We start from the raw sequence: 17,475 nt of genomic DNA, 5'->3' as shown, positions 1-17,475 counted from the left end.
AGCTGCTTCCCGGTGACGGGTGCTCGTCCCCCGCTTGTCGGCGACCCGGCGCGAGGTCACCGGCCCCCGGAACCAGGCCAAGTCGCGATCTTCCCAGGAGTTTCCTGAGAGGTGCCTGTGTGTTTCTCAGGGAAATCACAGACGGGTGAAAGGGCTCTCTCAGAGGTCCCCGACAAGGTGTCCACCATGACCACGACCTCGCCCCAGGGGCGCACCGAACTGCTGAGGCCGGACGGGAGCCCCGTCCGAGTGCTGGTGGTGGACGACGAGCTGTCGATCACCGAACTGCTGTCCATGGCCCTGCGCTACGAAGGCTGGCAGATCCGCAGCGCGGGGGACGGGCACGGCGCGATCCAGGCCGCGCGCGAGTTCCGGCCCGACGCCGTCGTCCTGGACATGATGCTCCCGGACATGGACGGCCTGAGCGTGCTGGGGCGGCTGCGTCGCGAACTGCCCGACGTGCCCGTGCTCTTCCTGACCGCCAAGGACGCCGTGGAGGAGCGGATCGCCGGTCTGACCGCCGGCGGGGACGACTACGTCACCAAGCCGTTCAGCCTGGAGGAGGTCGTGGCCCGGCTGCGCGGGCTGATCCGGCGCTCCGGCGCCGCGGACCGCCGCTCGGACTCCGTCCTGGTCGTCGGTGACCTCTCCCTGGACGAGGACAGCCATGAGGTGTGGCGGGCCGGGGAGAGCATCCACCTGACCGCGACCGAGTTCGAACTGCTTCGCTTTCTGATGCGCAACCCGCGGCGTGTGCTCAGCAAGGCGCAGATCCTCGACCGTGTGTGGTCGTACGACTTCGGCGGCCAGGCCAATGTGGTCGAGCTGTACATCTCGTATCTGCGGCGCAAGATCGACGCCGGCCGGGAGCCGATGATCCACACCCGGCGCGGTGCCGGTTACCTGATCAAGCCCGCGGTGTCATGAACCGCCGACGACGGCCGCGGACGCAGGGGCGAGTACGACAGCCGCGCACGCTGCGGACACGGCTCGTCGTCTCGGCGGTCACGCTGATCGCCGTGGTGTGCGCGGTGATCGGCACGGTGACGACGATCGCGCTGAGCCAGCATCTGAACCAGCAGAAGAACGCACAGGTCACCGAGGCCGGCCGGCGTGCCGCCGGGCCGCCCCGGGGGATTCCCGGCGCAGGGCCGCCCGGCCCCGTCGGCGGCTCGGAGCCGCCGTCCGGCACCGCGTCCCTGCCGAACTCCCCGGGCCAGGCCCAATCGACGGACGACAAGCTCGACTTCATCGTCACCAAGGGCGGGACGCAGCCCGGTACGGTCGCCGCCGTGGTCGACACGAGCGGCCGGATCGTCGAGGCGGCCGTCGCCAAGTCGAACAACGGCAGCGACGGCGGCTTCCGGGGCATGGTCCCCAGCCGGCTCAGCGCCGCGCAGGCCGCCGCGCTCGCCGCCGTGCCGAAGAAGGGCATGCACAGCGTCGACATCCCGGACCTGGGCGGGTACCGGGTCATGTATGTGGAGGGCACGCACGGCAACTACTACATCGGGCTGCCCACCTCCGATGTCACCGACAACATCGACACGCTCATCGTCGTCGAGGTCAGCGTCACCGCCGCCGGTCTCGTCGCCGCCGGGATCGCCGGATCCGTGCTGGTCGGGCTCGCCCTGCGGCCCCTGCGCAAGGTGGCCGCGACCGCCACCCGGGTCTCCGAACTCCCGCTGCACACCGGCGAGGTCACCCTCAAGGAGCGGGTGCCGGAGTCCGAGACCGATCCGCACACCGAGGTCGGGCAGGTCGGGGCCGCGCTCAACCGGATGCTGGACCACGTCCACGGCGCCCTGCACGCACGGCAGCAGAGCGAGATGCGGGTACGGCAGTTCGTCGCCGACGCCAGCCACGAACTGCGCACGCCGCTCGCCTCCATCCGCGGATACGCCGAGCTGACCAGGCGAGGCCGCGAGGAGATGGGGCCCGACACCCGGCACGCCCTCGCAAGGATCGAGTCCGAGGCCGGGCGCATGACCCTCCTCGTGGAGGACCTGCTGCTGCTCGCCCGGCTGGACGCGGGCCGTCCGCTCCAGTTCGAGCGGACCGACCTCGTCCCGCTCGTCGTGGACGCCGTCAGCGACGCGCGCGCGGCCGGACGGGACCACAACTGGCGGCTCGAGCTGCCGGACGAGCCCGCACTCGTCCTGGCGGACGCCGCCCGCCTCCAGCAGGTGCTCGTCAACCTGCTCGCCAACGCCCGCACCCACACCCCGCCCGGCACGACCGTCACCGCTCGCGTCGAGCGGCGGGGGCCCTGGCTGTGCGTGGACGTCGAGGACGACGGCCAGGGCATTCCGCCCGGCTTGCTGCCGCATGTCTTCGAACGGTTCGCGCGCGGCGACTCGGCGCGCTCCCGGGCCACCGGCTCCACCGGGCTCGGGCTCGCCATCGTGCAGGCCGTGGCGACCGCGCACAGCGGCGCGGTGACCGTCGACAGCGTGCCGGGACGGACGGTGTTCACCGTGCGGGTGCCCGCGCTCACGCCGTACGTGCCCTCGCCCGCTCCCGAGACGAACGGGCAGCCGCACTCACAGGCACACCACAGCGCCACCACACGGGTACGACAGGACGCTTGAGAAGAGTCGGTTCCATGCGAACCGATTCTTCTCCCGGCTCTTCTCCCGGCACCCTGCCGGCCCGGGAGCACCTCCCGGCCGCCGGGGCCGGTACGCCGGTCCTGGACGTAGTGATCCCCGTCTACAACGAGGAGAAGGACCTCCAGCCGTGTGTGCTCAGGCTCCTCGAGCACCTCCGGCGCACGTTCCCGTACGCCTTCCGCATCACGATCGCGGACAACGCGTCCACGGACACCACCCCCGAGGTGGCCGCGCGGCTGGAGGCGCAGGTCACGGAGGTGAGGGCGGTCCGGCTGGAGCAGAAGGGCCGCGGCCGTGCCCTGCGGACCGTCTGGTCGGCCTCGGACGCCCCGATCCTCGCCTATATGGACGTGGACCTCTCGACCGACCTCAACGCGCTGCTGCCCCTGGTGGCGCCGCTGATCTCGGGCCACTCCGACCTGGCGATCGGTTCCCGGCTGGCCCGCACCTCCCGGGTCGTGCGCGGTCCCCGGCGGGAGTTCATCAGCCGCGCCTACAACCTCATCCTGCGCGGTTCGCTGCAGGCCCGGTTCTCGGACGCCCAGTGCGGCTTCAAGGCGATCCGCCGTGATGTGGCCCAGGCGCTGCTGCCGTTGGTGGAGGACACCGGCTGGTTCTTCGACACCGAGCTGCTGGTTCTCGCCGAGCGCGCCGGTCTGCGGATCCACGAGGTCCCGGTCGACTGGGTCGACGACCCCGACTCGACCGTGCACATCGTGCGGACGGCGGCCGACGACCTCAAGGGTGTGTGGCGGATCGGCAAGGCGCTGGCCACCGGCTCGCTGCCGCTGGACCGGCTCGCCCGGCCGTTCGGCGACGACCCGCGCGACCGGGACATCCAGGACGTGCCGCGGGGCCTGGCCCGTCAGCTCGTCGGCTTCTGTGTGGTCGGCGGCCTGTCCACCCTCTTCTACCTGGTGCTCTACAGCCTCTTCCGGCAGTTCTCGGGCGCGCAGATCGCCAACGCGCTGGCCCTGCTGGTCTCGGCGGTCGCCAACACGGCGGCCAACCGCCGGCTCACCTTCGGGGTGCGCGGCCGGGGCGACGCCGTCCGGCACCAGGCGCAGGGCCTGGTCGTCTTCGGTATCGGCCTCGCCCTCACCAGCGGCTCCCTCGCCGCCCTGAACGCGGCGGCCGGCGACCCCGCGCACTCCACGGAACTGGCGGTGCTGATCGTCGCCAACCTCGCGGCGACCGTGCTGCGGTTCCTGCTCTTCCGGGCCTGGGTCTTCCCGGACCGGTGCGACGACGGCCGGATCTCTGCCCGGTCCTTCGCCGCCCACGGCCCGTCCGGGCAGCAGCAGTTCGAGCAGCCTCCCCAGCAGCCGCACCCCCCGCTGCCCCAGCGCCCCGCGGCGCCGCAGTCCTCGTACGACCCCACCCGGGTCCGCGCCGATGGCGACGCGGACCCCACCACCCGGAGGGACGCGACCATGCCGGTGCAGCCGGTGCGTCCGCAGGACACCGACCCCAGGGACTACCGATGACCACCCAGTACGAGCAGCCGGCCCACCACGAGGGCGCGGGTCCACGGCCCTGGGGACCACCCCCCACGGCTCCCGCACCCTCAGCGCCGGCCCCCGGTGCCGGTGAGCCCCGGCAGCCGCTCGCGCGCCGATTCCGGCGCGGCCGGCCCGAGGACCCGCGCTGGGTCCGCCCCGCGTTCCTCGCTCTGCTGCTCGCCACCGGACTGCTGTACCTGTACGACCTGAGCGCCTCGGGCTACGCCAACTCCTTCTACTCGGCCGCGGTCCAGGCCGGCAGCAGGTCGTGGAAGGCGTTCTTCTTCGGCTCGCTGGACGCGGGCAACGCGATCACCGTCGACAAGCCCCCGGCCTCGCTCTGGCCGATGGCCCTGTCGGTGCGGATCTTCGGCCTGAACTCCTGGGCGATCCTCGTCCCCGAGGTCGTCATGGGCGCCCTCACGGTCGCCGTGGTGTACGCGGCCGTCCGGCGCCGGTTCAGCCCCGCGGCCGGCCTGATCGCGGGCGCCGTGCTCGCGCTCACCCCGGTCGCGGCGCTGATGTTCCGGTTCAACAACCCGGACGCACTGCTCGCCCTGCTGATGGCGCTCACCGTCTACCTGGTCCTTAGGGGCCTGGAGGACGGCCGCACCAAGTGGCTGGTGTGGGCGGGGGTGGCGGTCGGCTTCGCCTTCCTGACGAAGACCCTGCAGGCCTTTCTGATCCTGCCCGCCCTGGCGGTCGTGTACGGGGTCTGCGCGCCCGTGAAGCTCAGGAAGAGGCTGGTCCAGCTCGGTCTCGCGACGGTCGCCCTGGTCGTCTCCGGCGGCTGGTGGGTCGCGATCGTGGAGCTGTGGCCCGCGTCCTCGCGCCCGTACATCGGCGGCTCGCAGCACAACTCGTTCCTGGAGCTGACCTTCGGTTACAACGGCCTCGGCCGCATCAACGGCGAGGAGACCGGCAGTGTCGGCGGCATGGGCGGCGGCAACGGCGGCCAGTGGGGCACCACGGGCTGGAACCGGATGTTCAACTCCGAGATCGGCTCCCAGATCTCCTGGCTGCTGCCGGCCGCGCTGATCCTGTTCGTCGCGGGCCTCGTGCTGACGAGGAAGACGCGGCGCACGGACCTGACCCGCAGCGCGTTCCTCGTCTGGGGCGGTTCGCTGCTGATGACCGCGGCCGTCTTCAGCTACATGGCCGGCATCTTCCACCAGTACTACACGGTGGCCCTGGCCCCCTATCTCGCCGCCCTGGTCGGCATGGGCGTCACGGTCCTGTGGGAGGAGCGGTCGAAGACGTGGGCGTCGCTCACGCTCGCGGCCACCGCCACGGCGACCGCGGCCTGGGGATATGTGCTCCTCAACCGCACGCCGGACTACCTGCCCTGGCTGAGGTGGCTGGTTCTCCTCGGCGGTCTGGCCGGCGCCCTCGGCCTGATCTTCGTGGCCCGGCTCGGGCGACGGCTCGTCCTCGCGGCGGTGGGCGTGAGTGTGACGGCCTCTCTCGCGGGCCCGACCGCGTACACCCTGACCACGGTGAACGAGGGCCACACCGGTTCGATCGTGACGGCCGGTCCGGCGGGAGCGAGCAGGATGGGAGGCCGCGGCGGCTTCGGCGGTGGCGGTATGCGCGGCCGCTTCGGCGGCGGCCTGCCGGGCGGGAGCGGGCAGAACGGCAACGGCACCACCCGGAACGGCCCTTCGGGCAACGGCTTCCCGGGCGGAAACGGGGCCGGCGGAGGTGCCGGCGGCATGGGCGGTCTCCCCGGCGGCGGCATGCCGGGCCAGAACGGCTGGAACCAGCGTCAGCAGCCGGGCAACGGCTTCCCCGGCGGCGGCCGGATGGGCGAGGGCGGCATGGGCGGCGGCATGGGCGGCCTGCTGGGCGGCGCCCGGGTCGACTCCGCGGCCAAGGAGCTGCTGCAGAAGGACGCCGGGAACTACACCTGGGTCGCCGCGTCCGTCGGCTCCCAGAACGCCGCGAGCTACCAACTCGCCACCGGCGACCCGGTGATGGCGGTCGGCGGCTTCAACGGCAGCGACCCGTCCCCGACGCTCGCCCAGTTCCAGAAGGACGTGGCGCAGGGCAGGATCCACTACTTCATCTCCGGCGGCGGCTTCGGCGGCCGGGGCGGCAGTGCCGGCGGCTCCGACGACTCCTCGCAGATCAGCGCGTGGGTCGAGAAGAACTTCACGAAGGTGACGGTCGGTTCGGCCACCTTCTACGACCTCACGCGGAAGACCGGCGGCTGACGACCGGTCCCCGCGAGGTGACGGTCGGCCTCCGGGCGGTGGGCCGGGCAGGTGCCCGGCCCACCGCTGTGCGCGGCGACGGAACGGAAGACCCGGGGATGACGGGCGCGGGCCCCTGCGGTCAGGCCTGCGGGGGCGCGAGGCGGGCGGGGAAGCCGCCGGTCGCCACCGGGCCCCACCGCACCGGGGTGATCCGGATGATCGACTTGCCCTGTCTGACCATGGCCTCGCGGTACTCGTCCCAGTCAGGGTGCTCGCCCGCGATGGTGCGGTAGTACTCCACGAGCGGCTCGACGGAGTCCGGCGCGTCGATGACCTCGGCGGTGCCGTCGATCTGGACCCACGGCCCGTCCCAGTCGTCGCTGAGCACGATCAGGCTGACCCGCTCGTCCCGCTTGGCGTTGCGCGTCTTGGCCCGCTCCGGGTACGTGGAGACCACGATGCGTCCCGAGCCGTCGACCCCGCAGGCCAGCGGCGACCCCTGGGGGCTTCCGTCGGCGCGCCGCGTCAGCAGGATCGCACGGTGCCGGGGGCGGACGAAGTCCAGCAGCTCGTCCCGCGATACGGCGGTGTTCGTCGCGATGTTCGGTGCCATGGGACGCAAGCCTAGGCGTTCACCGGGCCGGAGGGGCTGACCCCGCTGTGCCTACGCCTGCGGGAGTGACTCGCCCTGCACCGCCTGGATGTCCAGCTCCACCCGCAGCGTCGTGCCGATCGCGGCGATGCCCGCCTGGAGGACCTGGTTGTAGTTCATCGCGAAGTCCTCGCGGCGCAGTTCCGTCGTGGCGCGGAAGGCCGCACGGGTGCCGCCCCACGGGTCGGCGCCGGTGCCGAGGTAGGCGAGGTTCAGGTCGACCGGGCGGACGATGCCGCGCATGCCCAGCTCACCGTGGACCGTCCAGCGGTCGGAGCCCGCGGGCGTCAGGCCGGTCGAGCGGTAGGTGATCTGCGGATAGGTCTCGACGTCCAGGAAGTCGGCCGACCGCAGATGGGTGTCGCGCATGCCGTTGCCCGTGTCGATGGACGCGGTGCTGATGACCGCCTCGACGCGGGACTTCTGCACCTCGTCCGGGGCGATCTCGATACGCCCGGAGAACTCGGTGAACCGGCCGTGCACGCTGGAGATGCCCAGGTGCTGGGCGACCGCGCCCACCGAGGAGTGCGCCGGGTCGATGGTCCACGGCCCGGGCGGGGGCAGTTCGGCGCCGCCCTGCCGGGCCAGCGTCACGGTGCCGATCTCGGCCCGGCCGCTCGCGGTGACGATCGCGGTGGAGGCGGCGGGCGCGTACCCGACCGCGGTCACGATCACCGTGTACGCGCCCGGTGCCAGTGCGGTCGTGTCCCGGACGGCCCCCTCCGCGTCGGCCTCGGCGCGCAGCACCTGCGAACCGGTCATGTCGGTCACGGTGACGACCGCGTGCGACACGGCCCAGCCGTCCCGCGTACGGATCCGTGCGGTCAGTGCCATCGTGTGGTCTCCCTCTAAATCCTTGAATATCCCCGTAGAAGGCTCAAAAAAATCCGGCCCGTGGGGGCGCACCTCCGCTCAGAGCGCGCCCCCCACGGGCCGGGGTCCGGCCTACTCGCCCGGGTGGGCGAGTTCGATGTCGTGGTCGTCGACGCCGCGGCCGCTCACGTTCACCGCCGTGGCGGCCGGCGGGTAGCCGGTCGCGATGACGGTGTACTCGCCGCCGTTCAGGTCGGTGAAGGCGTACGCGCCGTCCGTGCCGGTCGTGGCCGTGCCGACCACGTTGCCCGCCGCGTCCACCAGGGTCACCCGCGCGTCCGCGAGGGGGCCGTGCGGGGCCCGTACGACACCCTGGATCCGGGCGCCGGAGTCGAGGTCGACCTCGATCCGGGTGACCCCGGTGCCGCCCACCTCGACGGGCAGGGCCCGCGGCCGGAAGCCGAGGGCGTTCACCGCGACGGTGACGGAGCCCGGCACCAGCTCGGCGAAGGAGAAGTCGCCCTGCTCGCCGGTGGTGGCGGTGGCCAGCAGATCACCGCGGACGTCCGTGACGATCACCATGGCGTCCTTGACCGGCAGCGTGGTCTCGGCGGCCCGGACGACACCGGTCAGGCCGCTGGTGCCGCTGAGCAGGATGTCGTACGCCACCGGCTCGTCGTTCACCACGATCGTGGACGCCTGCGGCTGGTAGCCGTCGGCGGAGGCGATCAGGACGTACGAGCCCGTGCCCGGCGCGTCCACGGCGTAGGAGCCGTCGGCCCCCGCGACCGCCCGGCCCAGCTGGCGTCCCCCGAGGGAGATCAGCGTGACGGCGGCCTGCGGGACCGGGGCGCTCTCGGCGCCGCGGACGAAACCGCGCACCGGGGTGCCGCCGGACGGCGTGGACTCGCCGGGTGCGGCGAGGGTGGCGACGGCCGCGTGCCGCTGCTGCGTGGCCGTGGCCGTGCCGCCGGACGGGGTTTCCGTGCTCGCCACGGCCCAGCTGGGAACCTTCTCCTCGGCCGGAGCGGCGATCCCGGCGGTGGCGGTCTCGGTGGCCGCCGGGGCCTGGTCGGCCTCGGTCTCGGCCGCCGCGGCCTGCGCCAGGCCGCCCTGGGTCCGCAGCGGGACCTCCTTGATGAACAGCGTGATCACGAAGGCGAGGAACGCCAGGCACGCGGCGATCAGGAAGACGTCACCGATGGCGTGGCCGTACGAGCTCTCCATGAGGGTGCGCAGCGGCCGGGGCATCTTCGCCAGGTCCGGGATGGCGCCGTCGGAGCCCGAACTGGCCGCCAGCCTCGCGTACTTCGGGCTGAGGTCGGCGAGGCCGTCCGTGAAGTAGTGGGTGATCCGGTGGGCCATGAACGCGCCGAGCGCGGAGACGCCGATCGCACCGCCGAGGGACCGGAAGAAGGTCACCGTGGAGCTGGCCGAGCCGAGGTCGGTCGGTGCCACCTGGTTCTGCGTGGACAGCACCAGGTTCTGCATCATCATGCCGATGCCGAGGCCCATCAGCGCCATGAAGACGGCGGTCTTCCAGTAGTCCGTGTCGTAGCGGAGGGTGCCGAGCAGGCCCAGCCCGGCCGTGATGAGCACGCCACCGCTGACCAGCCAGGCCTTCCACTTGCCGGTCCTGGTGATGATCTGGCCGGAGACGGTGGAGGAGACGAACAGGCCGCCGATCATCGGGATGGTCAGCACACCGGACATCGTCGGGGACTTGTCGCGGGCGAGCTGGAAGTACTGGGCGAAGAACACCGTGCCGGTGAACATCGCGACACCCACGAAGAGCGAGGCGAGCGACGACAGGGTGATGGTGCGGTTGCGGAACAGCCGCAGCGGGATGATCGGCTCGGCGGCCTTGGTCTCGATGAAGACGAAGACCGCGCCGAGGACGATGGAGCCCGCGACCATGGTGTACGTCTGCCACGACAGCCAGTCGTACTTGTCACCGGCGAAGGTGACCCAGACCAGCAGCAGGGAGACGGCGGCGGAGATGAACAGCGCGCCGGCCCAGTCGACCTTGACGTCCCGCTTCACCACGGGCAGGTGCAGGGTCTTCTGCAGCACGATCAGCGCGATCACCGCGAAGGGCACGCCGACGTAGAAGCACCAGCGCCAGCCGAGCCAGGAGGTGTCGGTGATGACGCCGCCGATCAGCGGGCCGCCGACGGTGGCGACGGCGAAGGTGGCGCCGAGGTAGCCCGAGTAACGGCCGCGCTCACGCGGGGAGATCATCGCCGCCATGACGATCTGCGCCAGCGCGGACAGACCGCCGACGCCGATGCCCTGGACGACACGGCAGGCGATGAGCGTGCCGGGGTTCTGCGACAGGCCCGCGGCCATCGAGCCCAGGACATAGATGACCAGGGCTATCTGGACGAGTGCCTTCTTGCTGTAGAGGTCCGCGAGCTTGCCCCACAGCGGGGTGGTCGCGGTCATGGCCAGCAGTGACGCGGTGACGACCCAGGTGTAGGCGGACTGGCCGCCGCCGAGGTCGCCGATGATGTGCGGCAGGGCGTTGGAGACGATCGTGGACGACAGGATCGCCACGAACATGCCGAGCAGGAGCCCGGACAGGGCCTCCATGATCTGCCGGTGTGTCATCGGAGCGCCGTCCGGGGAGCCTCCCCCGTGCTTGGCGTGAGCCCGCACACCGGCTGGTGTGGTCGTTGCCATGGACTTCCTTTTCTTACGTTCCTCATGCGGGTGTACGGGTGGTCCGGTCGGCAACGGATTCCGCCGCGGGGGCGGAGTGCGCGAGCCGGGGTGCGGAGCGGCAGTCGCCGAAGCTCTCCCGCAGCCGTGTCATCAGCTGGGTGAGCAGGCCGATGTCGTCGTCCGACCAGTCGGCGAGCCGCTCGGCCAGCAGTTCGGTGCTGCGCCGGGACAGCTCGTCGAGCTGGGCCCGGCCGGGTTCCGTCAGGCGCAGGATGCGGGAGCGTTTGTCCGCGGGGTCGGGGGAGCGCTCGATCCAGCCGCGCTCCGCGACGTGTGCGACATGGCGGCTGGTGACCGACATGTCCACGGCAAGCAGCTCCGCGAGCTTGCTCATGCGCATGTCGCCTTGACGGCCGAGCAGTGTCAGCACGGCGGCGGAGCCGCCCGGGCAGTCGGGCGGCAGGATCCGCCCCATGTCCCTCTTCACGGCACCGATGGCGCTGAGCTGACGCGCCAGCTCTTCGTACTGGGGTCGCTCGGCCATGGCACCTCCCGTCAATTCGTTGCCTGGAGCAACTTTAGGGAGATTGGTTGCTGCAGGCAAATGAATCAGTGACGTCAGGAGCAAAAACTTGGCAAAGGCAAATATTGGCGCATGTGAACGATGAGGTGGGAGGCGGGGCGGCCGGAGGTTCGCCGGGGTGCGGACCGGGCTGTTCCGGCGGAACCGGGCGGGAGAGCGGATCCCCCCACTTGGGCGGCACCCGCGGATTCGCTAGGGTCTCGGGCCATGGCTAACACCCCGGGCCCCCAGGGCCACCACGACCCCGCCGGCAGCACGCAGATGTTCCGCGCGTTCGTCGACGAGGAGCCGCAGGGCAGGCAGCAGGCGTCCGCTCCGGCAGGGCCGCGCATCGGCCTGATCATCGGTGTCGTCGCCGCCGTGGTGATCGTCGCCGCGGTCGCCTGGCTCGCACTGAAGTAACCGCTCGGCAGCCGGACTCCGGAAGGGGCCGGCCGCCTCCTCCCACCGCTTTGTCTCCGCCGTCGTCTGCCCGCGTGCTCGCGCGGGCTTCGCGACGCGCCCAACGGGCGTCATCTGCCGGGTGTTTGCCGTCGCCCGAAGGCGAACCCGCGCTCATACGGCCGTACTCGGTGACGCCCGGTCGTCGAGAACGCCGTGGACCGGCGCGCCTGCCCGGTGCGGCCTGTTCTCGAACCGATCGGCGCGAGCCGGGCGTTGGAGGTGCGGGCGCCACTCGGAACCGGATGCGCAAGAGCCGGCTCGGCGCACGACGGCAGCACCGGACGACGAGGGACGGCAGCGAACCCGCACGAGCCGCCGAGGCACCCGTCACGGCACCTCGACGCTCCTCACGGCCGGCTCGCACGAAGCGGCGTCTCGCGACGAGCGCCGCCCTGCGCCGACCTCTCGGCGTCGTGCCTAGTCCGAGATCAGGCCTTCCCGCAGCTGCGCCAGCGTGCGCGTGAGCAGCCGGGAGACGTGCATCTGCGAGATGCCGACCTCCTCGCCGATCTGCGACTGCGTCATGTTCGCGAAGAAGCGCAGCATGATGATCCGCCGCTCACGGGGCGGGAGTTTGGCCAGCAGCGGCTTGAGGGACTCGCGGTACTCCACGCCCTCCAGCGCCGTGTCCTCGTAGCCGAGACGGTCCGCGAGCGAGCCCTCGCCGCCGTCGTCCTCGGGGGCCGGCGAGTCCAGCGACGACGCCGTGTACGCGTTGCCGACGGCGAGGCCGTCGACCACGTCCTCCTCCGACACCCCGAGCACGGAGGCGAGTTCGGTGACCGTCGGCGAGCGGTCCAGCTTCTGCGCCAGCTCGTCGCTGGCCTTGGTGAGGGCCAGGCGCAGCTCCTGGAGGCGGCGCGGCACCCGCACCGACCACGAGGTGTCCCGGAAGAACCGCTTGATCTCGCCGACGACCGTCGGCATCGCGAACGTCGGGAACTCCACGCCCCGTTCGCAGTCGAACCGGTCGATCGCCTTGATCAGCCCGATCGTGCCGACCTGGACGATGTCCTCCATCGGCTCGTTGCGGCTGCGGAAGCGGGCGGCCGCGTAGCGCACGAGGGGCAGGTTCAGCTCGATGAGGGTGTCCCGGACGTAGGCGCGTTCCGGGCTGTTGTCGTCGAGGGTGGCGAGCCGCAGGAAGAGGGAGCGGGACAGGGTGCGGGTGTCGATGGCCTCCGTGGACGGAAGGTCCGGTGCCTGAGGAGCCGGGAGGATCTCGGCACCCGGGAGGTCCTGAGGGGCCTGAAGGTCCTGGAGCACGTCGGGCGCGGAGTCGCTCTGCATGAGCGTGAGCACCTTCGAGCTGCCCTGGTCTGCGGACATGCCACCCCCTTTGGGTCGCGAGACGGTCGCGGCGGACGCTCCCGTCGTAAGGAACGCAGCCTCCACCTGAATACCGGGCACGAGGCTGCGGCAAACGCGCTCCCGGAAGAATGTCACATGTCGGCAACACGCTGTAGCGACATGTCGACATGTGGGAGGTGAAAACGCCCTGGTAGGAGGGGTTCTGATGGTCTTTTGGCAAAGAACTGCCGGGAAGAACCCTTCCCGGTGATTCGCGCGCGTGAGTTAGGCGTCGATCCTGTTTGCGGATCTCAGCCGTGCGAAGCTCCTGGCGAGGAGTCTTGACACATGCATCTGCGAGACACCCAGTTCGGCACTGATCTGCGACTGGGTCAGATTGCTGTAGTAGCGCAGCAGCAGGATCCGCTGCTCGCGCTCCGGCAACTGGACGAGCAGATGCCGTACGAGGTCGCGGTGCTCGACCCCGTCGAGCGCCGGGTCCTCGTAGCCGAGCCGGTCGAGGAGGCCCGGCAGTCCGTCGCCCTCCTGGGCGGCTTCCAGCGAGGTGGCGTGGTACGAGCGCCCCGCCTCGATACAGGCCGCCACCTCCTCCTCGGAGATGCGCAGCCGCTCGGCGATCTCGGCGGTGGTCGGGGAGCGCCCGTGCGTCGTGGTGAGGTCCTCGGTGGCGCTGTTGACCTGCACCCACAGCTCGTGCAGCCGGCGCGGGACGTGGACCGTGCGGACGTTGTCGCGGAAGTAGCGCTTGATCTCACCGACGACGGTCGGCATCGCGAAGGTCGGGAACTGCACGCCCCGGTCGGGATCGAAGCGGTCGATGGCGTTGATCAGGCCGATGGTGCCGACCTGGACGACGTCCTCCATGGGCTCGTTGCGGGAGCGGAAGCGGGCGGCGGCGTAGCGCACGAGAGGGAGGTTCGCCTCGATGAGCGCCCCGCGTACGCGGTGGTGCTCCGGCGTGCCCGGCTCCAAGTCCTTGAGCTGGGCGAAGAGCACCTGGGTGAGGGCGCGGGTGTCGGCGCCGCGGCGCTTTTGGGGGGTGGTCGCCGAGGCGGCGTCCTCGGGGTCCGGGGGAGCGGAAGGGTCGCTGTCGGGTGGCTGGGGCGGGGAGGGGGTGCTGTCGGGTGGCTGGGCGGCGGAAGGGGCGGAGTCGGATTCCTGGGACCGTGCGGGAGCCGTGGCGGGTGTCCGGTGCGGGCCAGGACTCGGGCTCGGAGCCTCGTCCTGAGGCGGCGCAGTACTGGCCGACACGGTCAACGCCACCTCTTCATCCGTCAACGCACCGTCAAAAGCGGTCATAGCATCACAAGAAATGGACACTGTGTGCAAGCACCGCATAACGCCGTGTTGAGGGAGAGTTGGGGCATACGACACAGGAGAGCCCCCCACCGTTCCGGTGGAGGGCTCCGCGGGGGGTGTCGCTCAGATTTCGTAGTCGGCGATCACCCATGTGGCGAACTCGCGCCACAGCGCGACGCCCGCCTGGTGTGCCGGGTGCTCCAGGTAGCGCCGCAGCGCGTCCGTGTCGTCGAGCGCCGAGTTGATCGCGAAGTCGTAGGCGATGGGCCGGTCGGTGATGTTCCAGGCACACTCCCAGAAGCGCAGCTCGTCGATCTGGTCGCCGAGGGCCTCGAAGGCGCGCACCCCCTCCACGACGCGCGGCTCGTCGCGCCGGACGCCCTCGTTGAGCTTGAAGAGGACCAGATGGCGGATCACGGGCGCTCCCAGGGGTGTGACGGTGGCCGCCCGGCCGGCCGGAGCCTCACTTGGCTCCGGCGGCGATCCAGGACATGAAGTGGCCGATGGCCTTGGCGGCACTGGAGATGCCCTCGAACCCTATCTGGACATAGTCGGCGGCCTTGGCGGGGTCGGTGATGACCACGTAGAGCACGAAGACCACGAGCGCGTACAGCGCGATCTTCTTTCCCTGTACCGCCACCGCGGCCTCCCCCGTCTGCTGCGCCTCGCGGGCCCGTTCGCCGCCGGTGAGTGTATCCCGGCCGGGTGTTCGGCACCCGCAAAAGATCACGAATTGCATCAGGTCCTCACCCGGACTTCTCCCGCGTGCTCCCCGTCCGCGCCCCCCGGCTTCCGGACGCACGAAGGGCCCCGTACGGGTGGACGGGGCCAACAGGATGGCGCCGTCCCACGCCCCGACGGAGACGGAAAACGAGACGGAGCAGCACGAGGGGCCCGGTCCAAACGGACCGGGCCCCTCGTGTATCTGCGGTAGCGGAGGGATTTGAACCCTCGGTGACTTGCGCCACACTCGCTTTCGAGGCGAGCTCCTTCGGCCGCTCGGACACGCTACCGAGGGAGACCCTACCCCACAGCGGGCCGTGGTCTGAAATCCGTTTCCGGGTATCGCCCGGGCCGGGACCTCAGCGGGCCCGGAAGAAGTCCGTCAGAAGTTGTGCGCACCGGTCGGCGAGCACGCCGTCGATGACCTCGGGTCGGTGGTTGAGGCGCCGGTCGCGCACCAGGTCCCACAGCGACCCGGCCGCGCCGGCCTTGTCGTCGCGGGCGCCGTAGACCAGCCGGTCCACCCGGGACTGCTGCAGCGCGCCCGCGCACATCGTGCAGGGCTCCAGTGTGACGACGAGCGTGCAGCCGGACAGCCGCCACTCGCCGAGCGCGCGCGCGGCCCGGCGGAGCGCGAGGATCTCCGCATGGGCCGTCGGATCGCCCGTCGCCTCGCGTTCGTTGTGACCGGCGGCGAGTACCGAGCCGTCCGCGGACAGCACGACGGCACCAACGGGCACGTCACCACTGCGGACGGCCTGGCCGGCCTCGTCCAGGGCGAGCCGCATCGCGGCCCGCCACCGGTCGCGCACCGGATCGGGGGCCGGCGTCCCGTCCTCGGTCACCCGGGCTCCTAGCGGACGGTCTCCAGGACCTCCGAGGCACCCAGGGCCTCGGCGATCGAACTGAGCGCGTCCTCGGCGTCCAGGATGCGCAGCTCCTTCTCGCCGACGCCGAGGTCGTCGAGGATCTCGCTGTCGCCCACGGGGCCGTGCGGCACGGCGGTGTCCGAGCCCGCTCCGTCCTCGTCGTCCTCGGGCTCACCGTCCTCCGTGCCGTCGAGGTCGAGGGAGTCCAGGTCGGCGTCGTCGCCGGGCTCCCTTCCGAGCAGTTCGTCGGTGAGCAGGATCTCGCCGTACGAGCTACGGGCGGCGGCGGAGGCGTCCGAGACGTAGATACGAGGGTCCTCCTCGCCGTCCACGCGGACGACGCCGAACCACGCGTCCTCCTGCTCGATGAGTACGAGCACCGTGTCCTCGTCGACCGAGGCGTCGCGGGCCAGGTCGGTCAGATCCGACAGGGTCTCCACATCGTCGAGCTCTGTGTCGCTCGCTTCCCACCCGTCTTCGGTGCGCGCGAGCAGTGCGGCGAAGTACACCGTGACTCTCCCACTGGTCATAGGCGTGCCGGTTGGGGTTCCCCCCGGCGGAGGTTGTTGTGGGCGGGGAGTGTTCTCTCCGAGCCCCACCCACTCGGAATCGTGGCAGAAACAAGGCGTTCAGGGGATGTCTTCGACCCCCTGTGTCTGGCCGTTTCGATCGCGGATGCTCCGATCGAACACCCCGGCCGAAGCGGACCACTCGCCAGCGCACTCATTGCCGCCACCAGCGGATCGTACGCGGCCCGGGGCGGTGTGACCGCACGGCCACCCCCAAGGCGGCCGCGTCGCTACCAGCGGAAGGTACGCATACGCAGGGCGTGACGTAGGCGCGCGGCCTTGGCGCGGCGGGGCTGGACGCGGTCGCGCAGCTCCCGGGCCTCCGCGAGTTCGCGCAGGAACAGGGCCCGGCGCCGTCTGCGCTCGGCGTCCGGCTCCTGCGCTTCGGGCTCCTCGGGGGATTCCCGGTCGGGCATTGGCTCACCACCCCAGTTCCGTTCTTCCCACTTTCCCCCTGATGGGGGGTTCGATGCCTTCGATACCAGGGTGGGACGGCGGGCGGGAGCGCTCCGCGGACGAGCCGGGGCCGGGCGGCGGGGCCGTGGCCGTACGCCGCGCGGGGGCCGGGAGAAGCCCGGTTACTGTTAGGGGCATGCGTCTCCACGTCGTCGACCACCCCCTGGTCGCCCACAAGCTCACCACGTTGCGCGACCGCCGCACCGACTCCGCGACCTTCCGTCGGCTGGCCGACGAGCTCGTCACCCTGCTCGCCTACGAGGCCACGCGGGACGTGCGCACCGAGCAGATCGACATCGAGACCCCGGTCGCCGCCACCACCGGCGTCAAGCTGTCCCGCCCCCGCCCGCTGGTCGTGCCGATCCTGCGGGCCGGTCTCGGCATGCTCGACGGCATGGTCCGGCTGCTGCCGACCGCCGAGGTGGGCTTCCTGGGCATGATCCGCAACGAGGAGACGCTCGAGGCCTCCACGTACGCGACGCGCATGCCGGAGGATCTGTCGGGGCGCCAGGTGTACGTCCTGGACCCGATGCTCGCGACCGGCGGCACCCTGGTGGCGGCGATCCGGGAGCTGATCAGGCGCGGGGCGCGCGATGTGACGGCCGTGGTGCTGCTCGCCGCCCCGGAGGGCGTCGAGGTGATGGAGCGCGAACTGGCGGGTACGCCGGTCACGGTGGTCACGGCCGCCGTCGACGACCACCTCAACGAGCTGGGCTACATCGTGCCGGGACTCGGCGACGCGGGGGACCGGCTGTACGGGGCGGCGGAGTAGCACCCCGCCGG

17 protein-coding genes and 1 tRNA gene are annotated in these 17,475 nt (G+C 71.3%); 6 read left to right on the top strand and 12 right to left on the bottom strand.

Features of this window, described 5'->3' with window-relative positions:
• The first annotated feature begins 186 nt into the window (after positions 1–186).
• Genes ACWD5Q_RS12985 through ACWD5Q_RS12970 form a run of 4 tightly spaced genes read left to right on the top strand, consistent with a single transcriptional unit; the run spans position 187 to position 6,327 of the window.
• Positions 187–927 carry a response regulator transcription factor gene (locus tag ACWD5Q_RS12985; RefSeq protein ID WP_451427039.1) on the top strand — a complete coding sequence of 247 codons (741 nt, stop codon included), beginning with the start codon at positions 187–189 and terminating at the stop codon, positions 925–927.
• Positions 924–2,591 (top strand): HAMP domain-containing sensor histidine kinase, encoded by a 1,668-nt coding sequence (locus tag ACWD5Q_RS12980; RefSeq protein WP_451427038.1) that lies wholly within the window; start codon positions 924–926, stop codon positions 2,589–2,591. Before ACWD5Q_RS12985 ends, ACWD5Q_RS12980 begins: the two co-directional genes overlap by 4 nt.
• A gap of 14 nt (positions 2,592–2,605) precedes the next feature.
• Positions 2,606–4,099, top strand: coding sequence for a glycosyltransferase (locus ACWD5Q_RS12975; protein WP_451427037.1), 1,494 nt, complete (start codon positions 2,606–2,608; stop codon positions 4,097–4,099).
• Positions 4,096–6,327 carry a glycosyltransferase family 39 protein gene (locus ACWD5Q_RS12970; RefSeq protein ID WP_451427036.1) on the top strand — a complete coding sequence of 744 codons (2,232 nt, stop codon included), beginning with the start codon at positions 4,096–4,098 and terminating at the stop codon, positions 6,325–6,327. The genes ACWD5Q_RS12975 and ACWD5Q_RS12970 overlap by 4 nt, the downstream gene beginning before the upstream one ends.
• A 121-nt stretch (positions 6,328–6,448) precedes the next feature.
• Here ACWD5Q_RS12970 and ACWD5Q_RS12965 read toward each other — a convergent pair whose 3' ends face one another.
• The 4 genes from ACWD5Q_RS12965 to ACWD5Q_RS12950 form a co-directional block, all read right to left on the bottom strand.
• Positions 6,449–6,922 carry a PPOX class F420-dependent oxidoreductase gene (locus tag ACWD5Q_RS12965; protein ID WP_451427035.1) on the bottom strand — a complete coding sequence of 158 codons (474 nt, stop codon included), beginning with the start codon at positions 6,920–6,922 and terminating at the stop codon, positions 6,449–6,451.
• A gap of 51 nt (positions 6,923–6,973) precedes the next feature.
• Positions 6,974–7,795, bottom strand: coding sequence for a YceI family protein (locus ACWD5Q_RS12960; RefSeq protein ID WP_451427034.1), 822 nt, complete (start codon positions 7,793–7,795; stop codon positions 6,974–6,976).
• 111 nt (positions 7,796–7,906) lie between these two features.
• Positions 7,907–10,456 (bottom strand): MFS transporter, encoded by a 2,550-nt coding sequence (locus ACWD5Q_RS12955; protein ID WP_451427033.1) that lies wholly within the window; start codon positions 10,454–10,456, stop codon positions 7,907–7,909.
• A 22-nt stretch (positions 10,457–10,478) separates the two neighbouring features.
• Positions 10,479–10,982, bottom strand: coding sequence for a MarR family winged helix-turn-helix transcriptional regulator (locus tag ACWD5Q_RS12950; protein ID WP_451427032.1), 504 nt, complete (start codon positions 10,980–10,982; stop codon positions 10,479–10,481).
• A gap of 246 nt (positions 10,983–11,228) precedes the next feature.
• On the opposite strand from ACWD5Q_RS12950, the gene ACWD5Q_RS12945 reads away from it, so the two are divergent.
• Positions 11,229–11,423 carry a hypothetical protein gene (locus tag ACWD5Q_RS12945; protein ID WP_451427031.1) on the top strand — a complete coding sequence of 65 codons (195 nt, stop codon included), beginning with the start codon at positions 11,229–11,231 and terminating at the stop codon, positions 11,421–11,423.
• Positions 11,424–11,882: 459 nt separating this feature from the next.
• Here ACWD5Q_RS12945 and ACWD5Q_RS12940 read toward each other — a convergent pair whose 3' ends face one another.
• From ACWD5Q_RS12940 to ACWD5Q_RS12905, 8 genes are all read right to left on the bottom strand, one after another.
• Positions 11,883–12,794 carry an RNA polymerase sigma factor SigF gene (locus ACWD5Q_RS12940; protein ID WP_451427030.1) on the bottom strand — a complete coding sequence of 304 codons (912 nt, stop codon included), beginning with the start codon at positions 12,792–12,794 and terminating at the stop codon, positions 11,883–11,885.
• Between the two features lie 246 nt (positions 12,795–13,040).
• A complete protein-coding gene (locus tag ACWD5Q_RS12935; protein ID WP_451427029.1) occupies positions 13,041–14,027 on the bottom strand; it encodes an RNA polymerase sigma factor SigF in 987 nt (328 codons plus the stop codon).
• 171 nt (positions 14,028–14,198) lie between these two features.
• On the bottom strand, positions 14,199–14,492 hold the full coding sequence (locus tag ACWD5Q_RS12930) for a Dabb family protein (RefSeq protein WP_451427028.1): 294 nt from the start codon (positions 14,490–14,492) through the stop codon (positions 14,199–14,201).
• Positions 14,493–14,538: 46 nt separating this feature from the next.
• Positions 14,539–14,715, bottom strand: a complete 177-nt coding sequence (locus ACWD5Q_RS12925) for a hypothetical protein (RefSeq protein WP_451427027.1) — start codon at positions 14,713–14,715, stop codon at positions 14,539–14,541.
• A gap of 288 nt (positions 14,716–15,003) precedes the next feature.
• Positions 15,004–15,088, bottom strand: a tRNA-Ser gene (locus ACWD5Q_RS12920).
• A 69-nt stretch (positions 15,089–15,157) separates the two neighbouring features.
• Positions 15,158–15,586, bottom strand: coding sequence for a tRNA adenosine(34) deaminase TadA (gene tadA / locus ACWD5Q_RS12915; RefSeq protein WP_451427066.1), 429 nt, complete (start codon positions 15,584–15,586; stop codon positions 15,158–15,160).
• 65 nt (positions 15,587–15,651) lie between these two features.
• Positions 15,652–16,176: a tRNA adenosine deaminase-associated protein gene (locus ACWD5Q_RS12910; RefSeq protein ID WP_451427065.1), complete on the bottom strand. Its 525-nt coding sequence runs from the start codon at positions 16,174–16,176 to the stop codon at positions 15,652–15,654.
• 290 nt (positions 16,177–16,466) lie between these two features.
• Positions 16,467–16,652 carry a hypothetical protein gene (locus ACWD5Q_RS12905; protein ID WP_451427026.1) on the bottom strand — a complete coding sequence of 62 codons (186 nt, stop codon included), beginning with the start codon at positions 16,650–16,652 and terminating at the stop codon, positions 16,467–16,469.
• Between the two features lie 176 nt (positions 16,653–16,828).
• Between ACWD5Q_RS12905 and upp the strand changes: the two genes are divergently transcribed.
• On the top strand, positions 16,829–17,464 hold the full coding sequence (gene upp, locus ACWD5Q_RS12900; protein ID WP_451427025.1) for a uracil phosphoribosyltransferase: 636 nt from the start codon (positions 16,829–16,831) through the stop codon (positions 17,462–17,464).
• Positions 17,465–17,475 lie beyond the last annotated feature (11 nt).

This window comes from Streptomyces sp. NPDC002513 (assembly GCF_053595355.1).
The sequence above is the reverse complement of the archived record's forward strand: the minus strand, read 5'-3'. Positions and strand labels throughout refer to the sequence as shown.